This is a genomic window from Streptomyces liangshanensis (assembly GCF_011694815.1).
GTDB lineage: Bacteria > Actinomycetota > Actinomycetes > Streptomycetales > Streptomycetaceae > Streptomyces > Streptomyces liangshanensis.
The window spans coordinates 3,597,363-3,618,712 of record NZ_CP050177.1; the positions used below are offsets into that span (position 1 = coordinate 3,597,363).

Genomic DNA, 21,350 nt, shown 5'->3' on the forward strand with positions numbered 1-21,350 from the left:
GTTTCGGGGCGGGAGTCAAGGGTGACCGAAGGTCATCGGCTTGCCGACGCGACGAAGGAGCGCCCTTGACGCCCGACCCGAAACCGCGACACTCAACAGCAAGGGGCGGCCCCCACGTCACACAACACAAGAACCGCGACCCCGACTACGCCCCGCCTGAACCCCCACCCAAACACCCCAGCACCGCATCCACCGTCTCATCCACCGTCTGGGTTCCGTTGTCGATCCAGGTTCCCTCGCCCGCCAGTTCGGTGCGCAGGGCCTGGTCCAGGGGGGACCAGTCCGTTGTCAGGGTTTTGGCGCGGGTCTGGTTGCGGTGGTGGGTCGTGGTTGGGGTGGGGGACAGGACTACGAGGTGGAGGGGGCGGGTGTGGAGGGTTGCGCGGTAGAAGTCGAGGTGGGCGCGGCGTACCACCACGTCGTCCAGCACCGGTACGAACCCCGCGGCCGCGAAGCTGTCCGCCAGCAGGCACGCGTTGCGGGCGCGCAGGAAGATCTGGCGGTCGGCCTCGGCGTCCGGCTCCGGGGTGGGCCAGCGGCCGCCGCTGACGATCATCTGCTGGAGCCCGTCCACCTCGACGTGGGCCGCCCGCGGCAGCCGGGTGGCCAGTGCGGCCGCCACGGTGGACTTGCCGCTGCCGGGGATGCCGGTCAGCAGGACGGCGCCGACGGGGGGCGGTTCACGGTCGATGGGGACCAGGGCGAACGTCATACCGCCATCGTCGTACACGGGCGGGAGGGGGAAGGGGAATGTAGCGTCTTGGCGTGAGCGAATCGTTGAACGCCGGCATCACCGACCAGGCGCCCGCCGACCCGGCCGCCACCGACGACATGCTGGCCAACCAGCCCGTCGGCTACTGGACCGGACTCGCGCACGACGCCGTGACCCGGCATCTGCGTGACGCCATGGCCAGGGTCGATGTCACCCAGCCTCAGTACTGGGTGCTCAACCGCGTGAACGGCGGGCCCGAGGCGCCCGGTCGGGACGAGGTCGTCGCCCAGCTCACGCACCTCGCGGACGGGCCGTACGAGATCCCGCGCGTCATCGACCAGTTGCTCCACCGCCGCTGGCTGCGGACGGACGCCGACCGCCGCCTCCACCTCACCGACGACGGGGAGGCCGCCAGGGTCCGGGTGCGGGAGCTGGTCACGGGCCTGCGCGCCACGGTCCACGCGGGCATCAGCGACGAGGAGTACGTTGCCGCGCTCAAGGTGTTGCGCAGGATGGTCTCCAACATCGGGTGAGAAAGTCGGGCTCCCGGAGCGTTCGGGTGGTTGGGGGTCCGCCACACGTGGCGAAGGGGCCGCCCCCGTGGTGGGTCTGCGGGGGCGGCCCCTTGGTGCTTTGGCGCGGTATCGGGTCAGCCGACGTTCAGTGCCGTGTCGTCCACCACGAACGACGTCTGGAGCTTCGAGCCCTCGGTGCTGGTGAACTTCAGCGTCACCGACTGGCCCGCGTAGGCGCTGAGGTCCAGGGTGCGCTGGGTGTAGCCCGTCGCCGCGTTGACGTTGGAGTACGTCGCGGGGGTGCCGAGCACCGTACCCGAGGAGTTCAGCACCTGGACCTTGAGGGTGTCGTACGCCGTCGTGCCGGTCTCCGCCGTATCGATGTGCAGCCAGAAGCTCAGCGTGGCCGCGCAGCCCGCCGGGATCGTCACCGACTGGGAGAGGGTCTCCGTCCCCGCCGTACCCGCACCGCCGAGCCAGGCCTTGTACGAACCGGAGTGCGACGCCTTGGTGGTGCTGGACGTGATCACGCCGGACGTGGCGCTCCACCCCGAAGTGCCCGATTCGAAGCCGGGGTTGGCGAGCAGCTGGCCCGACGTGGTGCAGGTCTCGCCGCCACCGCCACCGCCTCCGCCGGTGCTGCCCGTGCCGGACAGCCAGGCCGTGGCGTTGAGGGCGAGCGCGGCGTTCGTCGCGGACGGGTCGTTCCAGCCGTCGTACAGGGTGTCGCCGGAGGCGCCCGTACCGTCGTCGATCGGCGAGCTGTCACCCCAGATCGCCACCCGGCCGCTGCCGAAGGTGCTGGTGACGAAGAAGGCCCCGGTGGTGCCGGTGGTGCTGGAGCCCGAGCGCCAGAGCAGGCCCTTGACGGCCGGGTTGTCGGCCGGCTTGAGGGTGAAGGTGGTGCCGTTGGCGATCAGGCTGCCGGTGACCTTGCCGAAGGAGCCGTTCAGCACCGGGTTCGAACTGTCGCTGATCGCCTTCGGGTTGCCGGAGGTGATGTTGAGCTTGTCGACGGAGAAGCCGAACGGGTCGGTGTTGTCGACGCCGTTGCTGGTCATCAGGTCGTTGATGACCATGGGTGAGTCGTAGCCGTCGTTGTTGCGGTCACTGACGTCGTGGTCGGAGATCAGGAAGAGCCCGCCGCCCGCCTGCACGAACTTCATGACCGCGGTCTTCTCGGCCGTGCTGAGCCGGATGTTGGGCTCGGGCAGGACGAAGGTGTCGAAGTTCTTCAGGTCGAGCGCGCCGGAGCCGCCGTAGGTGATGGTGTTTCCGGCCGGCAGGGTCTTGAGCGAGTAGTCGCCCGTCCGCTGGAGGGCGACTCCCCACGAGGACAGGCCGCCGGTCCAGTCGGTCTCCTTCGTGGGCGTGGAGTCCTGGCCCAGCGGGTCGGGCTGGCTGGAGCCGATGACCCAGTCGGCGTTGCCCGCCTGCTCGGCCTTGGAGTTGTCGAAGAGCACGCGGTGCGTGGCGGCGGCGGCCGCGGCGGGAGCCGGGGCCGCCGCCGGGGCGGCCTGGGCGGAGTAGCCGGCGCCCGCGGTGACCAGACCGAGGGACGCCGTGGCGGCGATGAGCAGGGAGCGGGACTTCACGGATCCGAGCATCCGTCAACCTCCGTGTGGGGGTGGAGTGGTGGGGGTGGAGTCGTGGAGCGGGGGTGGGGCGAGGTGGTGCGGGAGTGGTGCGGGATGGAGCGGGATGGGGCCGGCGGCGGTGCGCGGGACAACTCTGCGCGCGTAGACCCGGGTGCGGAAGACCTTTTTGCCAAAGCTCGATGAACGTTGTACGACTCGCGGGCGTCAGACCGGAGCGGATGGGCCGTACCGGACACCGGGCGTCAGCTTCACCGCACGTCCTTGACGAACACGAGGCCGTCGGTCGTCCCCAAGTGGGCCGGATCGAGCGGGGCGTAGCCGAACCACGGGGAGACGCGGGGCGCCGGGCGGCTGTCGGCGACGGTGGCGGTCAGGCGCCGGGCGTCGACGACGCGGCGCTCCTCCGGGAGTTGGTACAGGAGCCCCTCGACGGTGTCCGGCGGCGGGGCCTCCACGCCCTGGTGCCGGATCGTGCCGAGGGCCGTGGGGACGAACGCGTACTCCGCGCCGTACCGCGCGCTCACCAGCGCACCCGGGCTCCACCACTCCACCACCCCTTCCCACAGCCGCATCGAGCTCTTCTCGCGTTGCAGAAGGGAGTTGTGGGCGTGGACGAGTACCGGGCCCCGGGCGGCGACGGCGAAGAGGTTGTCGGCCATCATCGAGGCCCGCAGCGCGCACAGCCGTGTCATGCGCGCGGGTGAGGTGTCGGCCATCCAGTGGTGGTAGCGCAGCAGGCCGGTCGCGGTACGCGCGTACAGGCCCGCCCGCTCCCGCTCGTCCCGGGACGTCGCGGCTATCAGGTGCGGAGTCTGCTGGTCGAGCAGTGTGGCCAAGTCGTCGGCGAGCAGGCGGAGTTGGCCGGCCTCCGCCGACCGCCCCACCGACCGGGACGGGTCCAGCATCGCGGCCGGGTCGGTCCACCGGTCGTCGGTCCCGGTCAGGCGGTCGAGTGTGTCCGCGGTGCAGGGGAGCAGGCCCTCGTCCACGTGGGCCGCGAGGTAGCGGTGGAGCGCGGTGAGGGCGAGCCGGGGGCTCGCGGCGTGGGTGAACTCCAGAGGGCCGTCGAGTCCGGCGAAGCGGAGCCGCTCCGACGCGGGCCGTCCTTCGTCGTCCGTACGGATGTTGTACGCGCGCATCCAGCGCACCAGCTCGCGGTTGGCCGCCGACGCGCCCCAGCCGTGGCTGATCCCCCGCTCCATGACCTCGTCGAGGGTGCCCGCGCCCGACGTGACGTGGTCGTCCACGGCCAGGCCCGTCAGGCAGTCGCTCTCGATCGCGATGGTCCGGTAGCCGTGGTGCTCGACCAGTTGCCGGAAGAGTTCGTTACGGACGTCGAGGAGGGCGTCCTCGCCGTGGGTGGGCTCGCCCAGGGCGAGCAGCCGGGGGCGGGCCGGGAGCAGGCGCATGAGGGCGGCGGCGTCGAGGGCATGGGTGGTGTCGGCGATGTCCTTGAGGTCAGTTGCCATGCCTTAAACGCTATCGTTGAACCTTCGGTGGAGACTTTCGCGCGTTATCGTCGGCGTATGGCGAGAAAGCTTCAAACGGAGGGTGAGCGGCCGCGCCTCCGGCCGGTCGATCTGGCGCGCGGTCACGGCGTGTCCACCCAGGCCGTCAGGAACTACGAGGAGGCCGGCATCCTTCCGGCCGCCGACCGCGGCCCCCACGGCTACCGCGCCTACACCCCGCTGCACGCGACCGCCCTGCGGGCGTTCCTCGCCCTGCTGCCCGGCCACGGGCATGCGACGGCGGCGTCGATCATGCGGGCGGTGAACGAGGGGGTGGCCGAGGAGGCGTTCCGCCTGATCGACGAGAGCCACGCCCAACTCCTGGACGACCGGCGGACGCTCCGGGCCGTGGAGGGCGCGCTGCGCGACCTGGAGCCGGGGGTGGGGAACGGGGCGGGGCCTGCGGCGGGGGCCGGGCCCGAGGGGGCGGGGGTCAGGGCCGGTCGGGGGCCCGGGTCTCGGGCCGCGTCCCGGTCCGTCCCGGGGTCCGGCGGCGGCGCCACCTTCATCGGCCCGCTCGCCGCCGAGCTGGGGGTCCGGCCCGCGACGTTGCGCAAGTGGGAGCGGGCCGGGCTGGTACGGCCGGGCCGCGACCCGGTCACCGGATACCGCGTGTACGACGAGGCCGACGTACGGGACGTGCGCCTCGCCCATCAACTCCGGCGTGGCGGCTACCTGTTGGAGCGGATCGCCCCGCTGATCGCCCAAGTGCGCGCGGCCGGCGGGTTGGAGCCGCTGGAGGCCGCGCTGTGCGACTGGCGCGACCGGCTGTCCGCCCGCGGGCGGGCGATGCTGGCCGGGGCGGCGGAGTTGGAGGCGTACCTGCGCGAGCGCGGCTGAGGGGTCGGTCTCACCGCCCCGTTCACGACCAGTCCAGCGTCGGCGGCAGCACTCCCTCCAGGGTGAGCAGCCAGTGCTTGGTCGCGAGGCCCGCCTCGCCGCCCCCGTAACCGCCGACCCCGCCCGCCGCCACCACGCGGTGGCACGGCACCAGGACGGAGACCGGCGCCGAGCCCATGATCGAGCCCACCGTCTTGGCGCGCAGGCCGCGTTCGCCGGGTTCGTCGTCGAACGCACCGCTCAGGTCGGCCAGTTCGCCGTACGTGACGGTCCTGCCGTACCCGACCGTGCGGTGGAGCGTCCGCAGGACGGCCTGTTGGGCGCCGGTGGTCACGCGCCAGTCGATGGGCAGGTCGAACTCCCGGCGCCGGCCCGCGAAGTACTCGGCCAGTTGGGCGGTGACGGCGGCGGCCCGGCGGTCCTCGGTCGTGAGGTCGGCGCCGGTGACGGCGTCCGCGGCGGGTGTCCCTTCGCCACCGCCACCGCCACCGCCACCATCACCGTCCGGCCCGAACGCGACCGTCGACACCACACCCTGGTCCGTGACACCTATACGCATGCCGCCCGTGGGCAGCGGGGTCTCCACGGTGAACCAGCCCACCCCTTGATCGTTCCGCATACGGGAAACGTACCCGCGCGGCGGGCGGACGCCGGTCGGGTCCGCGACCGGCGTCGGAAACCCGCTGGTGACGGGGCGCTGCCGCCCGTCAGGGGAACAGGGGATCGAGCGGATCGCCCTCGCACCCGAGAACGAGGCAGGTCGCGGCGACCGGTCCTCGGGACAGCTCCCCGAGCCGGGCCAGGACCGCCGCCTCGGACGGCAGCCCGGCCGGATCGAGGCCGAGCGCCCGGGCCGCGCGGTCGCGTCGCCGGTCGAGGTCGGGCATGTCCTCCCGGAACTCGTCGGCGACCGCGCGGAGTTCGCCGGCCGTCCGCCCGGGAGCGTCCCGCCACCACGGCGCCACCAGACACAGCCGCACCAACTCCGCCAGCCCGAGCGCGAGCGGTCCGGCCTCGCCGTCAAGGCTGACGTACACGACGGGGCGTTCCTCACCGCCCTCGCCGACGAAGCAGAAAGCGTCCCCCGAGCCCGCCCGCGCGAACTGCTCCAACCGGGCCCCCGAGGCAAGCCGGACCCCGTCCTCCAGGTGCTGGTCGGCCGGGTTCGTCGCGTCGAGATCCGCGACCCCCACGAAGAAGTCGACGACCTCCTGGTCGGCAACCAGGAGAGGCAACAACGCGCCCTGGCGGGCGGGTATCTCGGCCGGTGCGGCCGGCGCGTTCGATCCGTTCGATCCGTTCGATCCGTTCACCCGGCCACCGTAACGGGGCCCTGGCGCCGAGGGCCTGGGCGCTCCACTCTCACCTCCCCTCGCCCGGCGGGCTTCTGAGGGAGCGCTCGGCCTCACGTGTAGAAAGTACCCATATCGGCCGGATCGTCGGCCACAGGACAGCCGAGGACACGAACACACCGAGGAGCGGAACCCCATGGCGAGACTCGCAGGCAAGGTCGCACTGGTCGCCGGTGCCACGCGCGGCATCGGCCGCAGCGTCGCGGAGCTGTTCGCCGCGGAGGGGGCGACCGTCATCGGCGGCGGGACCTCCGTACCCGAGGCCGGTTCCGCCGAGAACGGCGTCGCGTTCGTACGGCTCGACGTGACCGACGAGCAGGGCTGGGACGCCGTCGTGTCCCGGCTGGTCGAACGCCACGGCAAGCTCGACATCCTGGTCAACAGCGCGGGCGGTGGCGGTTACAGCTCGATCGCCGACTCGACGGTCGAGGACTGGCGCAGGACCGTGGACCTGATCCAGACCGGCACCTTCCTCGGAATGCGCCGGGTCATCCCGGTCATGCGCGAGAACGGGGGCGGCTCCATCGTCAACATCTCCTCCATCTGGGGCAGCGCCGCCATCCCCGCCGCGGCAGCCTACCAGGCCGCGAAGGCCGCGGTCGAGCAGATGACGCGGAACGCCGCCGTGACGTACGTCGGCGACGGCATCCGTGTGAACACCGTGATTCCCGGCATCACCGCCACACCCTTGATCGAGAATCAGGCGCAGGAGATCACCGACCTGGTGGTCGCGGCCACCCCGATGAAGCGCATCGCCCGCCCCATCGACATCGCGTACGGATGCCTCTACCTCGCGAGCGACGAGGCGGCCTTCACCACCGGGGCCGCGCTCGCGATCGACGGCGGTTACCTGGCTCAGTGAGGGAGTGAACGAGCGAAGAAGGTACGGTCAGCGCGGCTCGCGGATGCTGTCGATGATGCGCGTCCAGTTGTCGCCGCCGTGCCCGTGGTCGATCGCCCGCCGGTAATGCCCCTGTACGGCCAGGGCGAGCGTCGGATCGAGGCCGAGTGACGTGCTCGTCTCCACGATGTGGTCGGCCGTCGCGCCCATCATGATGACCGTACTGAGGTCGCCGGGGTGCTCCCCGGCGTCGAGCGCCGCGCCGGGGTTCTCCTCCCCGGCCCGCAGGATGTCGCCGATCGAGTCGGCGGAGGCGAGCAGTTCCGGCAGCGCTTCCCGGGCCTTCATCCCCGCCGTACCCAGCATCGCGGTGGCGTGCATCAGGCCGGACAAGGTGCTGAGGAACACGGCGAGTTGGGCTTGGTACATCATCTGCGCCAGACCGGGATCCCCGCCCAGGTACCGGGGTGTGCCGAGCAACGCCAACACCCCCCGGTGCCCCTCCATCACCCCTTCCGGCCCGCTGTAGTAGACGTGGGCCGCCGCCGTCCCGACCATCGGCGCCGGGACCATCACCCCACCGCTGAGGAACGCGGCACCGTGGCCGGCGGCCCAGGTCGCCGCCTCGCGCGTACGGTCGGGTGTGTCGGAGCTGAGGTTGACCAGCGTCCGCCCGGCGAGTGACGCCGTGGCGGCGCCGAGGATGTCGTACATGGCCCGGTAGTCGGTGAGGCTGAGGATCACGAGGTCACTCGCTCCGACGGCCTCGCCCGGCGTCGCGGCGAACGTCGCCCCGGCGGCGACGAGTTCGTCGGCCCGGCCGGCGGTACGGTTCCAGACGGTGAGCGGGTGGCCGGCGGCGAGAAGGGTACGGGCCATCGCCCGCCCCATCGGCCCGAGCCCGATGACGGTGACGGCGCTACAGCGCCTATGGGTGGTGTGTTTCCGCTGTTCGTTCACCCCTCCATGCTCGGAGAGCGCCACTACGCTCGGAAGTACCCACTATTTACTGCGGTACTTACCTTTCGGTAAGGGGATCGGGGAGCAGCGATGGCCAAAGCGCCGAGACGCGGGCCGTACATCTGCGGCATCGACGCCGCGCTCGATGTGGTCAGCGGCAAGTGGAAGGGCCTGATCCTCTGGGAGTTGGACACCCATGGGGTACGCCGCTTCGCGGAACTCCGGCGCGGTCTGCCGGGCGTGAGCGAGAAGATGCTGACGCAGCACCTGCGCGAGATGGAGGAGGACGGTCTGGTACGGCGAGTTGTCCACGCCGAGGTGCCCCCGCGCGTGGAGTACTCCCTGACCGACCAGGGCCGCACCCTCAACCAGGCACTCGTCCCGCTCGGCGCCTGGGGAACGGAGCGAATGCGCCGCGAGACCGAAGCCACCGGGCCCGAGCCGGTGACCGAATCGGTGGCGACAGCCGAGGCGGTGGCGGCGACCTAGGGCCTGTCTGGAGTCGTGATCACGTGGCGGGGAAAAGAGGTGGGCGGGATCGCGGTCGGGCTGGTAGCTTTCGGTCGACCGCGACACCGCCCGAGGAGGTGAGACCCATGAACGCTGTATCCATGTGGGTGCTCCCCCTTCCCGTCACGGCCGGCGATTGACGTAGGTGTCGCCGGGAGCGCCTCGACAACAAGGCACTCCCGAAAGGCAACACCTATGTACTCTCCGCAGTTCACCGCCGAGTCGTCGTCGAACGGCATGCTCGAACGCGACTTCACCGTGGGCGGCATCCCCGGCGTCCTCTGGTCGTCGGCCTCCCATGCGGCCGATCGTGCGCCCCTGATCCTGATGGCCCACGGCGGCGGCAACCACAAGAAGCACCCGGCGATGTCCGGCCGCGCCCAGCGCCTCGTGACCCGCTGCGGCTTTCACGTCGCCGTCATCGACGCGCCCGGTCACGGCGACCGGCCTCGCACGGCGCACGACGAGGCGGAAATCGCCGAGCTGTTCCGGGCGAGGGCGGCGGGCGAGCCTGAAGGCCCGATCGTCGTGCGCTACAACGACCACTTGGCGGAGCTCGCGGTGCCCGAGTACCAGGCGGCCCTGGATGCCCTCCAGGAAATCCCGGAGATCGGCACCGGCGGGCTGGTCGGCTTCTGGGGCATCAACATGGGCACCGCGATCGGCGTACCGTTCGTGGCGATCGAACCCAGGATCACCGCCGCGGTCTTCGGTCAGCACTGGCCCGATGTCCTGGCCGAGAAGGCGAAGCAGATCACCATCCCGATCGAGTTCGACCTGCAGTGGGACGACGAGCACATCTCGCGCGAGGAAGGTCTCGCGCTGTTCGACGCCTTCGCCTCGAAGGAGAAATCGCTGCACGTGAACTCGGGCAAGCACAAGGAGCTGCCTCGGTTCGAGGTCGACAGCGCGGTCCGGTTCTTCGCCCGGCACCTCGGCGGAGCGGTCACCGCGTCGGCCTGACCGGAGCGGTCGCGGCGTCCGGCTTGCCGGCCTGGCGCCGCGACCACGGCCCCGGGTCGAGGCTGCGTATCCAAATGATGGATCCGCGTAGTTGAAGCCCCGCCAGGTAGCTCGCAGGCGTCCAGTCGTAGCGCGTGGCCAGGCCCCGCCACGCCCGGATGTCGGCGGCCTGTCAGGGCGTGAGCACGAACGCCGGCGGGCGGCAGCGCCGGTCTGCCGCGAGGTGGACCTTGCTGGTCAGCCCACCGCGTGAGCGACCCAGTGCGGCTGCCTCGAGCCGGGCCCGCGGCGCCGCCGCAGCCGTCGGCGCTCGGCCCGCTCGGACTCCCGGACCGGCGAGTCGACGGTCGCTGGGGCGATTTGCCCGGTTTCCGTGGCCCCTTTTCCTGCGCCGCGGCCTCTTCCAGCGCCGCTAGGACCTCCGGTTCCACCACCATCCCAGCCGCATCATGATGGGCGCGGGTCACCGTGGAGTCCACGCTGACCAGGGACATGTCGGCCTGGCCGCGCCGCGCGGCCTCGGCGATCATCCCCTCCATCAGCGCGGCCAACACGCCGACGTCGCTCCACCGGGTAAAGCGGTCGTAGACCGTCTGCCGGGCCCCGAACTCCTCGGGTATCTCTCGCCATTGGCCGCCAGTGCGAAACCGCCGGATGACGCCCTCGGACTGTTCGCGCAGGTGCTGCGGGAAAGGGCCGTACCGTCCTATCGGCAGGAAACCGCGTTGATCACGACTCCAGACAGGCCCTGGACGCCGCCCCCGCCTCAGTCCTCCACCGCGAACGCCTGGGCCACGGCGAGGCTGTCCTCGTAGACGTGGTGCCGGGTGATCAGGCCGTCCTCGACGGTCAGGTGCAGGGCGAACCGCGCCCGGTACGCACGTCCCGTGGCGCGGGCCGTCTGGCGGATCTCGCCGAGTACGACCGCGTCCTGGCCGTCCACGAAGATGCCCTCGATGGCGGTCGCCGCCTCCTCCGGTACGTGGTGCTCGGCCAGCTCGCGGAAGTGGGCGGCCGCGTCGGCCCGCGTGGAGCGGTGACGGATCCAGGGCGTCGCCGCCCTGCCGTGCTCGGCCTCCGGCCAGTCCAGCTTCCAGTCGACCCGTACGGCATACATCTCGGCGATGCCCGCCGCGTCCCCCTCCCCGATCCGGCGCAACAACTCGTGCACCACAGCCCGCGTGGCCTCGGACGCGGCTACTGGCAAGGACGTGGACGTGGTCATGACCCATCACTCCGATCGGACGCCCCGCGCCCGAACCGACGCGGCGAGAACGCCATTCTCACCAGCGCCACCGAACCCACGCCATTACCCGCGGGGTAAGGGCCGAACCCCACTACGATCAACCTCTGATATGGGGGGGCGGAATGCTCGGTAGGTCAGGCGCCGCAAACGCCGAACACTACTTCTCGGGGTACGGGTCGCGGGTCGTGGCGGTGCCGGAGAGGCTGCGCGGCCGACCGGTGAGGATCGAGGCGTGGGGCTGGATCGGCAGCTTGGGTTTCGAGGTTGTCGGCGTGACCGAGCCCCAGGGGCGCTACACCGAGAACGACGCCGGCTCATCGGGGATCGGTCGCGAGAAGTCGCACATTCTCCTTGTGCCCGGGCAGTGTGAATCGGTACGGATCAAGCGGGGCTGGAAGATGTCGGGCCGGTGGAAGATCCGCTTCGCGGACGCGATGCCCGCGGAGCCGCTGCCGCCGAAAGCCAAGGGCGCGACGTCGCGGCTCTTCCGGTGCCCGGCGCCGGGAACGCGGCTCGCCGTCGAGTTCGGTGACTCCGGAGGGCGGTTGACCGTCTACAACGAAGAGGGGCGGCGCATCGCCACGCTGGCGGGGCGCGAGCACCAGTTCAACGACGCCGTTGTCATACCGAAGGTGAAGGGCCTGCTCGCGGTCGAGAGCACGGTGGCGAAATGGGGTCCGATGACCCACTGGTCGCTCCGGACCGAACCCACCACCGCGACGAGCTGAACCAGCGCGGGGGCACGTTCAGCCACGCTGGGCGAGGACCTGCCGCCGGGGTCCTGCGGCGCCGCTGGGGCCGCCGGGGCCTGGACCATGATCGTGCTCACCGAGAACCGCTGAACCGATGTTCCCCGAGGGCCTGGCCGCCCCCCGTCGGGAGTTGGCGGGTTCGGTAGCGGCCGGGGGTTTCGCCTACCAGGGTGGCGAAGGCTTCGATGAAGCTGGTCGGGTTGGCCCAGCCGCAGGCCAGGGCGGTGTCCGTGACGGACTTGCGTGCGGCGAGCAGGGTGAGGGCGTGGTGTACGCGTAGTTGTGTGCGCCACTGGTGGAAGCTCATGCGGAGTTCCTGGCCGAAGAGGCGGCTGAGCGTGCGTTCGCTCGCCCCTACGCGTGCGCCCAGCTCGGCGAGGGTCTGCTGGTTGGCGGGGTCCGCGTACAGGATGCCGGTCAGCGCCCGGAGGCGGTCGTCCGCCGGCTCGGGCAGGTGCAGTGGCTGTTCGGGCGCCGCGGTCAGTTCGTCGACGACCACCGCGTGCAGCCGGTCCACCGCCTCCGGCGCCCGCCCGCCGGTGTCCGCCTCCTCCGCCGTCAGGGCCAGCAGGGCTTCGCGGGCGAGTCCGGAGACGGTGAGTACGGCCGGATGCGCGGGCAGCCGGGCCGCGAGCGCCTCGTACAGGAACAGGATCCGCATGTCCGCGCTGCCGTGCGCGGTGTGGTGGTGCTCGAAGGCCGCGGGGGTCCACGCGACCCGGGTCGGCGGGGCGATCCACGTACCCCCGGCGGTGGTCACGGACAGCACGCCGGTGGCCGAATAGACCAGGTGACCGCGGTCGTGGGCATGGGTGGGCAGCCGCTGGCCGTGGGCCAGGACGATGCGGCCGCGTTCCACGGGATCAAGATGGCGGGTTTCCCTCATGGATTGGCATCCTATCGGTAGCCCGCCGCCGCCACGCCGTCCGAGAGTGGATGGCATGAACAGCCCAGTCACCCATCAGGCCCCTTCCGCGGCGGGCCCGCAGCCGTCGCCTCCCGGACCGGCCGGCGCGCGCGCCGTGCAAGCCGCCGTCGCGTTCAGCCTGGCCGCGCTCAACCTGCGTATCGCCGTCGCCTCCCTCTCCCCCGTCCTCACCGAGGTCCAGCACGACGAGCACCTGTCCTCGTTCGGCGCCGGGGCCCTCTCGACGGTGCCGGTCGTCTGCTTCGGGGCGTTCGCGTTCCTCGCGCCCCGGCTCACCCGCCGCTTCGGACCCCACCACCTGCTCTGGTACGCGCTCCTCGCGCTGTCCGTCGGCATCGTGCTGCGCTCGGTCCCGGGCGTCCTCGCCCTGTTCGGCGGCACCCTGATCGCGGGCGCGGCGATCGCCGTCGGCAACGTCCTGATGCCGCAGCTCATCAAGCACGACTTCGCCGGCCGCGCCGGGCTGATGCTCGGCTGCTACTCCCTGGCCCTGTCCGGCGGAGCCGCGCTCGCGGCGGGCGTGGTCGTCCCGCTGGAGTCGGCCACCGGCTGGAGCTGGCGGCAGGTGCTCGCGCTGTGGGCGATCCCGTCCCTCGTCGCCGCCCTCGCCGGGCTTCCCGAACTGCTCGTCCCGGAACGGCGTTCCGCGCACCAGCAGCAGCAGAAGGCCGTGCGGCACGGAAGAGGAGAAGGGGGCGGAGCGCCTGCCCTCGGGGCGCTCTGGCGCGACCGGACCGCCTGGGCCGTGACCCTCTTCATGGGACTCCAGTCCCTCGGCTACTACGCGATCCTCGCCTGGCTGCCGACGCTCCTCCAGGACCACGGCATGAGCGACAGCCAGGCCGGATGGATGCTCTCCTTCTCCAGCTTCCCCGGCATGGCCGCCTCCTTCGCCGCACCCTGGCTCCAGCAGCGCCTGCGCCCCGCCTTCGCCGCGCCCCTCGCGGCCGCCGTGCTGTGCGCGACCGGCTTCGTCGGCCTGCTCACGTCCCCGGTGTCGGGCGCCTACCTCTGGATGACCGCCCTCGGCCTGGGCCAGGGCATCGCCATCGGTCTCGCCCTCGGCTACATCGTCGCCCGCTCCCCCGACGCCCACCACACCGGCCGGCTCTCGACGATGGCCCAGGGCGTCGGCTACCTCATCGCCTGCCTCGGCCCGCTCGGCCTGGGCCTGCTGCACTCCGCGAGCGGGGGATGGTCGGTGCCGATCGCCGCGCTGCTCGCCGTACTCGTCGCGCAGACCGTCGCGTCCTTCGGCGCGAGCCGCGACCGCCACGTCCTGGCGTCCTCATGAGGCCGCCAGGACGTCGATCCCGAAGGGCCCGGCGATCGGTCAGGCAGCGGGAAGCAGGTACGTCACGAGGCCGCGCGCCCAGTCGAGGGTGAGCGGGAAGTCGGTGAAGACGGCCCGGTAGTAGAGCGGCGCGAGCACGGCGTCCGTGGTGCGTTCCAGGGTCGGGGGCCGGTGGCCCCGGCCCTGGTCCCGTTCCAGGATGGCTTCGAGCTGCCGCTCGCGTTCGCTACGGCAGGCGGCGGCGCCCTGCTCTCCGCCGATGCCGATGGTGGCGCGTACGAGGGCGAGGGTGTCCGGGTCGCAGAGGTCCTTGGCCAGGTCGCACGCGTAGCGCTCCAGGTCGCCGCGCAGGCTCCCGGTGTCCGGCACCACGATGTCACCGGAGAAACGGCTCGTCACGACGTCGGCCAGCAGGTCGCCGACGGCGCCCCAGCGGCGGTAGACCGTCGTGGCGTGCACGCCCGCGCGTGCGGCGACGACCGGGATCGTCAGGGGTTCGTTGCCCTCCTCGGCGACCAGTTCCTCCACGGCCCGGTGCACGGCCGCGCGCACTCGGGCGGAACGACCCCCCGGCCGACTCCCGGCCGACGAGGCGGCCCCGGTCGGCGAGGCGCTCCCGGTCGGTGAGGCGCTCCCGGTCGGTGAGGCGGAGGACGCGGCAGTAGGAGGCACGTAGCCAGTATCGCACTGATCACTGCGACTAAAACGCAGCGATCGCTGCGTTTGTGTTAGCGTGAAACCACTAACGCACAGATCACTGCGAGAGCTGCGAGATTACTATGCGCGCCGACGTCACCTTGTCCTCCCCACCCACCCCCTCCCCCGCACGGCCCGCCGCCTTCCCGAGCGTCGCCGCCGTCTTCGTCCTCTTCCTCGCCGCCTCCAGCGTCCCGTCCCCCCTCTACGCCGTCTACCAGCAGCAATGGCACTTCGCCGCCTGGGTCCTGACCGTCGTCTTCGCCCTGTACGTCGTCGGCCTGCTGGCCTCACTCCTCGTCGTCGGCGCCCTGTCCGACCACCTCGGCCGCCGCCCGGTCCTCGCCGCGGCCGTCGCGCTGGAGATCGTCGCCCTCGTGCTCTTCCTCACCGCCGGGAACGTCGCCGTCCTCGCCACCGCCCGCGTACTCCAGGGCATCGCCACCGGCGCCGCGACCACCACCCTCAGCGCCACGCTCGTCGACCTCGAACCCCCGCACGCGCGGGGCCGCGCCGGCGTCGTCACCTCGGTGGCGCCCCTCACCGGGCTCGCCCTCGGCGCCCTCGGTTCCGGCGCCCTGGTCGAGTTCGGCCCCGCCCCGACCCGGCTCGTCTACGCCCTGCTGCTCGCCGCCATGGTCGCGGCGCTGCCGGTCACCGCCCTTCTCCCGGAGACCTCCCCGCGCCGGCCGGGAGCCGTCGCCTCCCTGCGCCCGCGGGCGGCGCTCCCCGCGCACCTGCGCGCGGACATCGTGCCGGTGGTGCCCGCGATGGTGGCCAGTTGGGCGCTGGCCGGGCTGTTCCTCTCCCTCGGGCCGTCCGTCGCGGGCGAGTTGTTCGGGCTACGGAGCCGGCTCGTCGGCGGCGTCGTCGTCACGCTCCTCGCGGGCACCGGGGCGCTCACGGTGGCCGCCCTCCGTACCCGTCCCGCGGCCTCGCTGCTGGCCCCGTCCTCCGCGCTGCTCGGGCTGGGCGTACTGACGGCCCTCGCGGGCACGGTGACGCACCACGTGTGGCTCGCCGCCGCCGGGACCGTCGTCGCGGGCGTCGGCTTCGGCGCCTCCGTACTGGCGACGTTCGGTACGTTCGCCCGGCTCGCCGGGCCGCACGAGCGCGGCGCGGTCTTCGCCTCCGCCAACATCATCAACTACCTCGGCAACAGCGTCCCCGCCGTGCTCGGCGGCATCGCCGTCACCGCCGTCGGCCTGCGGACCGCCACCGAGATCTACGCGCTGGCCATCGTCGGAATCGTCTCCGTCGCCTTCCTCCTGCGACTGGCCCAGCTACGGGCAGGCCGCCGCGCCACCGCGTCCCCGGGCGAGTGAGACCCGGGGCGCGCACCCCCCGAACCGCCAGGCACCCTACGTAACGTACGAAAGAGGGAACACCGTGACGACCTCAAGCAGCACGACCGACACCACGAGCAACAGCGAGAACCTCCTCGTCCGGCGGGCGGACCACACCACCATCCGGTACACCGCCACCGGCCCCGCCGACGGACCGGTCCTGGTCCTCATCCACGGCTGGGCCTGCGACCGCCACGACTTCGACGCCGTGACCCGCCACCTCCCCGACCACTACCGCGTCCTCGCCGTCGACCTCGCCGAGCACGGCGAGTCGCGGTCGACCCGGACCGTATGGACCATCGAGGAGTCCGCCCGCGACGTGGCGGCGGTACTGGACGCCCAGTCGGTGACCACCGCCGTCGTGGCCGGGCACTCCCACGGCGCGGCGGTCGCCGTAGAGGTCGGGCGGCTGCTCCCCGACACCGTCTCGCACGTGGTCGCCCTCGACGGGCTGCACTACCTCTCCCTGTTCCCCGCGCAGAGCGAGGAACAGACCGACAACCTGCTGGGCCTGTTCCGCGACGACTTCCCCGCGGCGGTACGCGCCCTGGTCGAAGGCGGCTCCCCGGCCGGGACCGAACCGGCGCTCAAGGACGCGTACTTCGAGAAGATGGTCCGGGTGCGCCGGCCCGGCGGGCTGCGCGCCATCGAGGGCCTGGTCCGCTGGGACATGGACGCGGCGCTGCGCGAGACGAAGCAGCCGATCACCGTGTTCGGCATACGCGAGCTGGTGACGCGGGAGGCGCTGGACCGGTACGCGGACCGCCTCGACATCGTGCTGATCGACCTCGGCAGCCACCACTTCCAGGTGGAGGCCCCGGAGGGCACGGCGAAGCTGCTGGCCGGGGTCGTGGGCTGAGAGGAGCCGGTTACGGCGAGGCGTAGGAATCGCCCCGGTCGCCCCGCTCTTCCCGGTCGCCCCACTGACACAGCGTCGAGCCGTCGCCGAACAGCAGCGTGGCGGTGTTCAGCAGGAGCAGCGGATGTACGAACCGGTCGGGCCCGGTCGGCGGTACGTACCAGGACAGCGGCCAGGTGTCCCCGTCCAGCGCCGGCACCGGTACGTAACTCACGTGCCCGTAGCAGGAGTTGAATCGCGTCACTCTCGGCGGCCAGGCCCGCAGCGCGGTGCTTCCCGGCGGTAAGTAGAAGTACACGGCCCGGCGCCCGTTCGCCTCGCTGACGATCGGGCCCGGGTCCCCGGCCGTGATCGCCTCCATCGCGTCGGCGAGGCGACGACCGTCGTCCCCGTCCACCCGTACGGCGTCGAATTGCACGCCGGCCTTCCGGAGTTGGAATCCCGAAAGCGGAATCCAGCTTGCCTTTAATTGGCGAGTTCTCGCATCCATAGAGACAGTGTGCGGCCCACCGACTAGCGTTTTACGCGATCACGGCAGAAGGTCGCGTACGGCCCTGACCTGCTTGAACGTGGTTGAACGCGGAATGAAATCGGTGGGTTCCGGTTGAGACCGGTTGAGTCCGGTTGTGTCGAGAGGGGATCGCAATGGCGCGAGCCGAGAACAAGGAAACGGTAAGCCCGACGATGCGTTACGTGGCGGCCATCGCACGACTGCTGAGGAAGCAAAAGGGTTGGTCACAGGAGGAGTTGGGGAAGAAGATCGGGTTCACGGGCTCGGCGATCAGCGCGATGGAGACGTGTGCCCAGCCCGCGAGCGACCAGATGTTGGTGGGGTTGGAGCGGGAGCTCGGCGAGGGAAGCGGCATCTTCGAGCGGGCGAGGGAGGAAGTGCGCGTAGAGAAGTTCCCGAGCCGCTTCAAGGACTTCGTGGCGTTCGAACAGAAGGCGCGGAGCCTGACGATGTACGAGGTCCTGCTCGTGAACGGCCTGTTCCAGACTGAGGGTTACGCGCGTGCACTCTTCGCGGGCGGGTTTCCGCAGATGTCCGACGAGCGGGTGGAGGAACTGGTCGACATCCGGATGGCCCGCAAGGCGGTGTTCGACCACAACCCCCCGGCCGTGATCGAGCTGGTCGTGGACGAATCGGCTCTGCTGCGCACGATCGGAAGCGCATCGATCATGCGTGAGCAGCTGCTGCACCTTGCCGCAATGGCTCAACGCTGGAACGTCACCCTCCAGGTGATGCCACTGAACCAAGGCCTTTCCGGTCAGTACGCCGGTACTGACGGTCCGTTCACGCTGATTGAGACGGACCAACATGACCATCTGGGTTACATGGAAGGACAACGCGAAAGCCAAGTGATCAGCGACCCAGCGAAGGTGAGCGCCCTAACTCAGATCTATGCGAAGATTCGCGCACAGGCCCTCGGCCCGCGTGAATCGCTGGCCCTCATCGAGCGGTTGGCGGGAGAAGAGCAATGACCAGCACCCAGCAGTGGTTCAAGTCCAGCTATAGCGGCTCCAGTGGTGGCGAGTGCATCGAGGTCGCCTTCAACTGGCGCAAGTCCAGCTACAGCGACAGCGAAGGCGCCCAGTGCGTCGAGGTCGCCACCACCCCCCACACCATTCACCTCCGGGACTCCAAGAACCCCGGAGGCCCCACCTTCGCTGTCGCCCCGACCGCCTGGACGAAGTTCCTCGACTGGACGGCCTGACCGCCCCGACCCGGGTCAGCTCGTTGCCGTACCCACGCTGAAGAACATCCGCGGGTCGTCGCCGACCCCCTTCCAGACCACCAGGGCCTTGAAGCGGTCCACCGTCGTGACGGCCGGTGTGGTGCTGGTCAGGCCGGCGTCGACGAACGCCTGCGGCTGCCAGTTGCCGTTGGTGTCCCGGACCGAGTAGTAGACGCGGCTGTCGTCGGCGCGCCCGCGCCACACGCCCCGGTCGCCGTAACGGTCCACGCCCGGGGCGTGGCTGCTGCGCCCGTCGCCGCCCCAGAAGGTGACGGGACCCCAGGTCACCTTCCCGGGCTGGCCGAAGCGTGCCTCGTACATGCTGGTGTCCGTGCCGGCGCCCCGCCAGACCACGCTGCCCCAGGTGGCGCTCGGGCCGGTGGAGGTGCTGACGTCGCCCGGTACCGGCTCCGGGGTCTGCCACACGCCGCCCCACAGGTACGAGTAGCTGAGGCGGGTCGAACCGGCGTCCTTCCACACCAGGACGGGCGAGTTGATGCGGTCGGGCTCGAAGGTGAAGGCGAGGGCGGGCCGGGCGTCGGTGCGGGCCGTACCGCTCACCGCTGCCTGGGGGGTCCAGGTGAAGCCGTGGTCCGTGGTGCGGGTCCAGTAGAGGGTGGTGTCGGCGCCCACGCCCTTGTACGCGAGGTACACGACGTTGTTGGCGCACGCGAGCGCCGGGGCCTCGCTGGTCAGCGCGCCGCCCTCCACCTGGTGTTCGGGCGACCAGACGCCTCTTTCGTCGCGGGTGGCGAAGAAGATCCGCGTATCGCTGCCCATTCCCTTCCAGACGAGGAAGTTGTCGCTGCCGCAGTTGCCCACCGCGGGGGCGTGGCTGGTGAGGCCGCCGACCGTGGCCTGCGGGGTCCAGGTGTAGCGGGTCGCCGCCGCGGCGGCGCCGGCCGTACCGGTGGTTCCGGCGGTGACGGCGGCGACGCCCAGCAGGGCGGCGGCGGCTCCCGTGAGGCGGCGGAGGCGGCGGCGCGTACGAGCTGTGCGCGGTGTGTGCATGGGATCCTCCTCGGTCCTCCCGGGACCCGCGGTCCCGGGAGTCCGAAGTCTCCGGTTCCGGGGCGGACTTGTCTGTGGGTCGGTCCGCTGAGCGGACCGAGGAGGTCAGGGGGTGTCGACGGCGGAGAGGCCCGGGTCGGAACCCAGCTGCGGAATCCGGCGTTCCAGTGGTTTCCTGGAGAAGACCGGATTCCTGAGAGGACCGGTTTCCGGGAGAAGACGATCGGGCTTCGACCAAGGCCCGGCTGTACCGGCGGCCGTGCCTCGACCGGGCGGGGCGGCTCGGGAGGGGTGGGCTGTGGCAGGGGGAACGCGGGTGGCCGGACGCGGCGTCATCGAGGGGGCCTTCCAACTGCTCGAAGAGCTGTCGCGGTTGGGGGACGCGGGACTGACCGAACTCGCCGACGCGGCCGGGCTGCCCAAGTCGACCGCCCACCGGCTGCTGGACCAGCTCGTCGCCGCCGAGGCGGTCGAACGGCACGGCGGCCGCTACCGGATGGGCACCCGGCTCTTCCGCATGGGGCAGGCGTGGGCGCCCGGGCCGTCCCTGCGCGCCGCCGGACGGCACCCGCTGGGGCAGCTCGCCGAGGCGGTTCCCGGCGCCAGCGTGCTCCTGTCGGTGCCCGAGGGGGGCCGGACCGTGGTGGTGGCGGGGTACCGGGGGGAGCCCGACGAGGTGTTCCCGATCCAGCCCGGCGCGCTCATCTGGCACGGCAACACCGGGGACCGGCTGTTCGCCGCGCCGGCGGAGATGGACAGGACGGCGGAACGAGTACGGCCTCCCGGCGTCCCGGCGTCCGTGTGGCGGCGGCAGGTCGCCCGCGCGCACGACGAGGGCGTCGCGTACGACTTCCGCCCGCCGGTCGGCCCCGCGGTCTCGTGCGTCTCCGCGCCGCTGCGGAGCCCGGCGGGCCGGGTGGTCGGGGCGGTGACGGTCGTCCTGCTCGACAACGACCGGGTCCGCCCGTACGCCCCCGCCGTCCAGCGTGCCGCGCGGATGACCACGGCGAACCTGACCCGCCTGCGCACGACGGACACCTCCCTCGCGTCGTGGCTGGACGAAGCACCCCGATGACCACGCACTCCGACTCCGCAGTGGCGGCGCGGGACCACCACGTAAGCGGGGTGGGGGGCTATTGCGCGGGCGGTTCGCTCACGACCAGTCGCCAGATCACCGAATTCGGTGCCGTGAACTTCCACGCCAGGTCATTCAGGTGCGCGTGCGGGACTTTCGCGGTGAATACGCCGCTCCCGTCGCCGCATTCCGACCCGGCGAGGGTCTTCCCCGCGGCGGTGATATCGAACTTGGCGGGCCCCGCGCAGGTCCACATCACCGTCACCGACGAAGCCTTCCCCGCCGACGCGGGGAGCGTGACCGCGCCCGCGCCCCGGCCCGACCCCGTGTACAGGGTCTTCGACCCGACGGGCGCCGGGGACTGGACCGGATCGGGCAGACCGTCCGGGCTCGTCGGGGTCGACGCGGGGGCGGGGGTGGTCGTGGTCGCCGCGGGCGTGGCGGTCGTCCCCGTATCCGCGTCGGAGTCCTTGCCGCCGGAACAGGCCGACACCGACACCAGCACGAGCGCCGACAGGCCGACGACCAGCAGGGAAGGCTTCATCAGGTCGTCCTCGACTCACGAGTGGGCGATGTAGGGGGAGACTTGGCGCGGCGCCCCCCTGGCC

At 71.5% G+C, this 21,350-nt stretch carries 23 protein-coding genes and 2 pseudogenes; 12 read left to right on the forward strand and 13 right to left on the reverse strand.

Annotated elements, in window-relative coordinates:
- Window positions 1-145: 145 nt before the first annotated feature.
- On the reverse strand, window positions 146-712 hold the full coding sequence (locus HA039_RS15455) for an AAA family ATPase (protein ID WP_167029584.1): 567 nt from the start codon (window positions 710-712) through the stop codon (window positions 146-148).
- A gap of 119 nt (window positions 713-831) precedes the next feature.
- Between HA039_RS15455 and HA039_RS15460 the strand changes: the two genes are divergently transcribed.
- Window positions 832-1,245 carry a MarR family winged helix-turn-helix transcriptional regulator gene (locus HA039_RS15460; protein ID WP_243870110.1) on the forward strand — a complete coding sequence of 138 codons (414 nt, stop codon included), beginning with the start codon at window positions 832-834 and terminating at the stop codon, window positions 1,243-1,245.
- Between the two features lie 116 nt (window positions 1,246-1,361).
- Here HA039_RS15460 and HA039_RS15465 read toward each other — a convergent pair whose 3' ends face one another.
- Together HA039_RS15465 and HA039_RS15470 are read right to left on the reverse strand one after the other, a co-directional pair.
- Window positions 1,362-2,834 (reverse strand): M6 family metallopeptidase, encoded by a 1,473-nt coding sequence (locus tag HA039_RS15465; RefSeq protein WP_167029587.1) that lies wholly within the window; start codon window positions 2,832-2,834, stop codon window positions 1,362-1,364.
- A 239-nt stretch (window positions 2,835-3,073) separates the two neighbouring features.
- On the reverse strand, window positions 3,074-4,294 hold the full coding sequence (locus tag HA039_RS15470) for an erythromycin esterase family protein (RefSeq protein ID WP_167029590.1): 1,221 nt from the start codon (window positions 4,292-4,294) through the stop codon (window positions 3,074-3,076).
- Window positions 4,295-4,351: 57 nt separating this feature from the next.
- Between HA039_RS15470 and HA039_RS15475 the strand changes: the two genes are divergently transcribed.
- Complete coding sequence (locus HA039_RS15475; protein WP_167029593.1) at window positions 4,352-5,173, forward strand: TioE family transcriptional regulator; 822 nt, start codon at window positions 4,352-4,354, stop codon at window positions 5,171-5,173.
- A gap of 22 nt (window positions 5,174-5,195) precedes the next feature.
- On the opposite strand, the gene HA039_RS15480 is transcribed toward HA039_RS15475, so the two are convergent.
- Both HA039_RS15480 and HA039_RS15485 read right to left on the reverse strand, forming a co-directional pair.
- Complete coding sequence (locus HA039_RS15480) at window positions 5,196-5,792, reverse strand: methylated-DNA--[protein]-cysteine S-methyltransferase (protein WP_208298622.1); 597 nt, start codon at window positions 5,790-5,792, stop codon at window positions 5,196-5,198.
- Window positions 5,793-5,880: 88 nt separating this feature from the next.
- Window positions 5,881-6,486 carry a hypothetical protein gene (locus HA039_RS15485; RefSeq protein WP_243869460.1) on the reverse strand — a complete coding sequence of 202 codons (606 nt, stop codon included), beginning with the start codon at window positions 6,484-6,486 and terminating at the stop codon, window positions 5,881-5,883.
- A gap of 175 nt (window positions 6,487-6,661) precedes the next feature.
- Between HA039_RS15485 and HA039_RS15490 the strand changes: the two genes are divergently transcribed.
- Window positions 6,662-7,387: an SDR family NAD(P)-dependent oxidoreductase gene (locus HA039_RS15490; RefSeq protein WP_167029595.1), complete on the forward strand. Its 726-nt coding sequence runs from the start codon at window positions 6,662-6,664 to the stop codon at window positions 7,385-7,387.
- A gap of 27 nt (window positions 7,388-7,414) precedes the next feature.
- On the opposite strand, the gene HA039_RS15495 is transcribed toward HA039_RS15490, so the two are convergent.
- The gene (locus HA039_RS15495) at window positions 7,415-8,326 is read right to left on the reverse strand and encodes an NAD(P)-dependent oxidoreductase (protein ID WP_167029598.1); all 912 of its coding nucleotides are present in this window, start codon (window positions 8,324-8,326) and stop codon (window positions 7,415-7,417) included.
- 90 nt (window positions 8,327-8,416) lie between these two features.
- Here HA039_RS15495 and HA039_RS15500 point away from each other — a divergent pair, with 90 nt between their 5' ends.
- Together HA039_RS15500 and HA039_RS15505 are read left to right on the forward strand one after the other, a co-directional pair.
- The gene (locus HA039_RS15500) at window positions 8,417-8,815 is read left to right on the forward strand and encodes a winged helix-turn-helix transcriptional regulator (protein WP_243869462.1); all 399 of its coding nucleotides are present in this window, start codon (window positions 8,417-8,419) and stop codon (window positions 8,813-8,815) included.
- A 216-nt stretch (window positions 8,816-9,031) separates the two neighbouring features.
- On the forward strand, window positions 9,032-9,799 hold the full coding sequence (locus HA039_RS15505; RefSeq protein ID WP_167029601.1) for an alpha/beta hydrolase family protein: 768 nt from the start codon (window positions 9,032-9,034) through the stop codon (window positions 9,797-9,799).
- Here HA039_RS15505 and HA039_RS15510 read toward each other — a convergent pair.
- Both HA039_RS15510 and HA039_RS15515 read right to left on the reverse strand, forming a co-directional pair.
- Window positions 9,783-10,569 (reverse strand): annotated as a pseudogene (locus HA039_RS15510) (transposase). The gene HA039_RS15505 and the pseudogene HA039_RS15510 sit on opposite strands and share 17 nt — an antisense overlap.
- Entirely contained in the window at window positions 10,566-11,024 is a 459-nt protein-coding gene (locus tag HA039_RS15515) for a nuclear transport factor 2 family protein (RefSeq protein WP_167029604.1), read from the reverse strand. The pseudogene HA039_RS15510 and the gene HA039_RS15515 overlap by 4 nt, the downstream one beginning before the upstream one ends.
- Window positions 11,025-11,230: 206 nt before the next feature.
- On the opposite strand from HA039_RS15515, the gene HA039_RS15520 reads away from it, so the two are divergent.
- Window positions 11,231-11,773: a hypothetical protein gene (locus tag HA039_RS15520; protein ID WP_167029607.1), complete on the forward strand. Its 543-nt coding sequence runs from the start codon at window positions 11,231-11,233 to the stop codon at window positions 11,771-11,773.
- A gap of 97 nt (window positions 11,774-11,870) precedes the next feature.
- Here the strand turns inward: HA039_RS15520 and HA039_RS15525 are convergent, their stop codons facing one another.
- Window positions 11,871-12,683: an AraC family transcriptional regulator gene (locus HA039_RS15525; RefSeq protein ID WP_167029610.1), complete on the reverse strand. Its 813-nt coding sequence runs from the start codon at window positions 12,681-12,683 to the stop codon at window positions 11,871-11,873.
- Window positions 12,684-12,738: 55 nt separating this feature from the next.
- On the opposite strand from HA039_RS15525, the gene HA039_RS15530 reads away from it, so the two are divergent.
- Window positions 12,739-14,019: a CynX/NimT family MFS transporter gene (locus HA039_RS15530; RefSeq protein WP_167029613.1), complete on the forward strand. Its 1,281-nt coding sequence runs from the start codon at window positions 12,739-12,741 to the stop codon at window positions 14,017-14,019.
- A gap of 39 nt (window positions 14,020-14,058) precedes the next feature.
- Here HA039_RS15530 and HA039_RS15535 read toward each other — a convergent pair whose 3' ends face one another.
- Window positions 14,059-14,571 (reverse strand): TetR-like C-terminal domain-containing protein, encoded by a 513-nt coding sequence (locus tag HA039_RS15535; protein ID WP_167029617.1) that lies wholly within the window; start codon window positions 14,569-14,571, stop codon window positions 14,059-14,061.
- A gap of 227 nt (window positions 14,572-14,798) precedes the next feature.
- Here HA039_RS15535 and HA039_RS15540 point away from each other — a divergent pair, with 227 nt between their 5' ends.
- A complete protein-coding gene (locus HA039_RS15540) occupies window positions 14,799-16,040 on the forward strand; it encodes an MFS transporter (RefSeq protein WP_167029621.1) in 1,242 nt (413 codons plus the stop codon).
- Between the two features lie 64 nt (window positions 16,041-16,104).
- Window positions 16,105-16,920, forward strand: coding sequence for an alpha/beta fold hydrolase (locus tag HA039_RS15545; protein WP_167029624.1), 816 nt, complete (start codon window positions 16,105-16,107; stop codon window positions 16,918-16,920).
- A gap of 91 nt (window positions 16,921-17,011) precedes the next feature.
- On the opposite strand, the pseudogene HA039_RS15550 reads toward HA039_RS15545, so the two are convergent.
- A pseudogene (locus tag HA039_RS15550) lies at window positions 17,012-17,410 on the reverse strand (hypothetical protein); the annotation flags it as partial.
- A 155-nt stretch (window positions 17,411-17,565) separates the two neighbouring features.
- Here HA039_RS15550 and HA039_RS15555 point away from each other — a divergent pair.
- Both HA039_RS15555 and HA039_RS15560 read left to right on the forward strand, forming a co-directional pair.
- Window positions 17,566-18,402, forward strand: coding sequence for a helix-turn-helix domain-containing protein (locus tag HA039_RS15555; RefSeq protein WP_167029627.1), 837 nt, complete (start codon window positions 17,566-17,568; stop codon window positions 18,400-18,402).
- Entirely contained in the window at window positions 18,399-18,635 is a 237-nt protein-coding gene (locus HA039_RS15560) for a DUF397 domain-containing protein (RefSeq protein WP_167029630.1), read from the forward strand. Before HA039_RS15555 ends, HA039_RS15560 begins: the two co-directional genes overlap by 4 nt.
- 15 nt (window positions 18,636-18,650) lie before the next feature.
- On the opposite strand, the gene HA039_RS15565 is transcribed toward HA039_RS15560, so the two are convergent.
- Complete coding sequence (locus HA039_RS15565; protein WP_167029633.1) at window positions 18,651-19,667, reverse strand: hypothetical protein; 1,017 nt, start codon at window positions 19,665-19,667, stop codon at window positions 18,651-18,653.
- Window positions 19,668-19,965: 298 nt separating this feature from the next.
- On the opposite strand from HA039_RS15565, the gene HA039_RS15570 reads away from it, so the two are divergent.
- Entirely contained in the window at window positions 19,966-20,742 is a 777-nt protein-coding gene (locus HA039_RS15570) for an IclR family transcriptional regulator (protein WP_243869464.1), read from the forward strand.
- A gap of 58 nt (window positions 20,743-20,800) precedes the next feature.
- Here HA039_RS15570 and HA039_RS15575 read toward each other — a convergent pair whose 3' ends face one another.
- Entirely contained in the window at window positions 20,801-21,286 is a 486-nt protein-coding gene (locus HA039_RS15575; protein ID WP_167029639.1) for a hypothetical protein, read from the reverse strand.
- Window positions 21,287-21,350 lie beyond the last annotated feature (64 nt).

What these genes read in the sequence shown, in the direction of transcription:
- HA039_RS15455 (WP_167029584.1), bottom strand. Translation starts at nt 712, where the DNA reads ATGACGTTCGCCCTGGTCCCCATCGACCGTGAACCGCCCCCCGTCGGC.
- HA039_RS15460 (WP_243870110.1), top strand. Translation starts at nt 832, where the DNA reads ATGCTGGCCAACCAGCCCGTCGGCTACTGGACCGGACTCGCGCACGAC.
- HA039_RS15465 (WP_167029587.1), bottom strand. Translation starts at nt 2,834, where the DNA reads ATGCTCGGATCCGTGAAGTCCCGCTCCCTGCTCATCGCCGCCACGGCG.
- HA039_RS15470 (WP_167029590.1), bottom strand. Translation starts at nt 4,294, where the DNA reads ATGGCAACTGACCTCAAGGACATCGCCGACACCACCCATGCCCTCGAC.
- HA039_RS15475 (WP_167029593.1), top strand. Translation starts at nt 4,352, where the DNA reads ATGGCGAGAAAGCTTCAAACGGAGGGTGAGCGGCCGCGCCTCCGGCCG.
- HA039_RS15480 (WP_208298622.1), bottom strand. Translation starts at nt 5,792, where the DNA reads ATGCGGAACGATCAAGGGGTGGGCTGGTTCACCGTGGAGACCCCGCTG.
- HA039_RS15490 (WP_167029595.1), top strand. Translation starts at nt 6,662, where the DNA reads ATGGCGAGACTCGCAGGCAAGGTCGCACTGGTCGCCGGTGCCACGCGC.
- HA039_RS15500 (WP_243869462.1), top strand. Translation starts at nt 8,417, where the DNA reads ATGGCCAAAGCGCCGAGACGCGGGCCGTACATCTGCGGCATCGACGCC.
- HA039_RS15505 (WP_167029601.1), top strand. Translation starts at nt 9,032, where the DNA reads ATGTACTCTCCGCAGTTCACCGCCGAGTCGTCGTCGAACGGCATGCTC.
- HA039_RS15515 (WP_167029604.1), bottom strand. Translation starts at nt 11,024, where the DNA reads ATGACCACGTCCACGTCCTTGCCAGTAGCCGCGTCCGAGGCCACGCGG.
- HA039_RS15525 (WP_167029610.1), bottom strand. Translation starts at nt 12,683, where the DNA reads ATGAGGGAAACCCGCCATCTTGATCCCGTGGAACGCGGCCGCATCGTC.
- HA039_RS15530 (WP_167029613.1), top strand. Translation starts at nt 12,739, where the DNA reads ATGAACAGCCCAGTCACCCATCAGGCCCCTTCCGCGGCGGGCCCGCAG.
- HA039_RS15540 (WP_167029621.1), top strand. Translation starts at nt 14,799, where the DNA reads ATGCGCGCCGACGTCACCTTGTCCTCCCCACCCACCCCCTCCCCCGCA.
- HA039_RS15555 (WP_167029627.1), top strand. Translation starts at nt 17,566, where the DNA reads ATGGCGCGAGCCGAGAACAAGGAAACGGTAAGCCCGACGATGCGTTAC.
- HA039_RS15560 (WP_167029630.1), top strand. Translation starts at nt 18,399, where the DNA reads ATGACCAGCACCCAGCAGTGGTTCAAGTCCAGCTATAGCGGCTCCAGT.
- HA039_RS15565 (WP_167029633.1), bottom strand. Translation starts at nt 19,667, where the DNA reads ATGCACACACCGCGCACAGCTCGTACGCGCCGCCGCCTCCGCCGCCTC.
- HA039_RS15575 (WP_167029639.1), bottom strand. Translation starts at nt 21,286, where the DNA reads ATGAAGCCTTCCCTGCTGGTCGTCGGCCTGTCGGCGCTCGTGCTGGTG.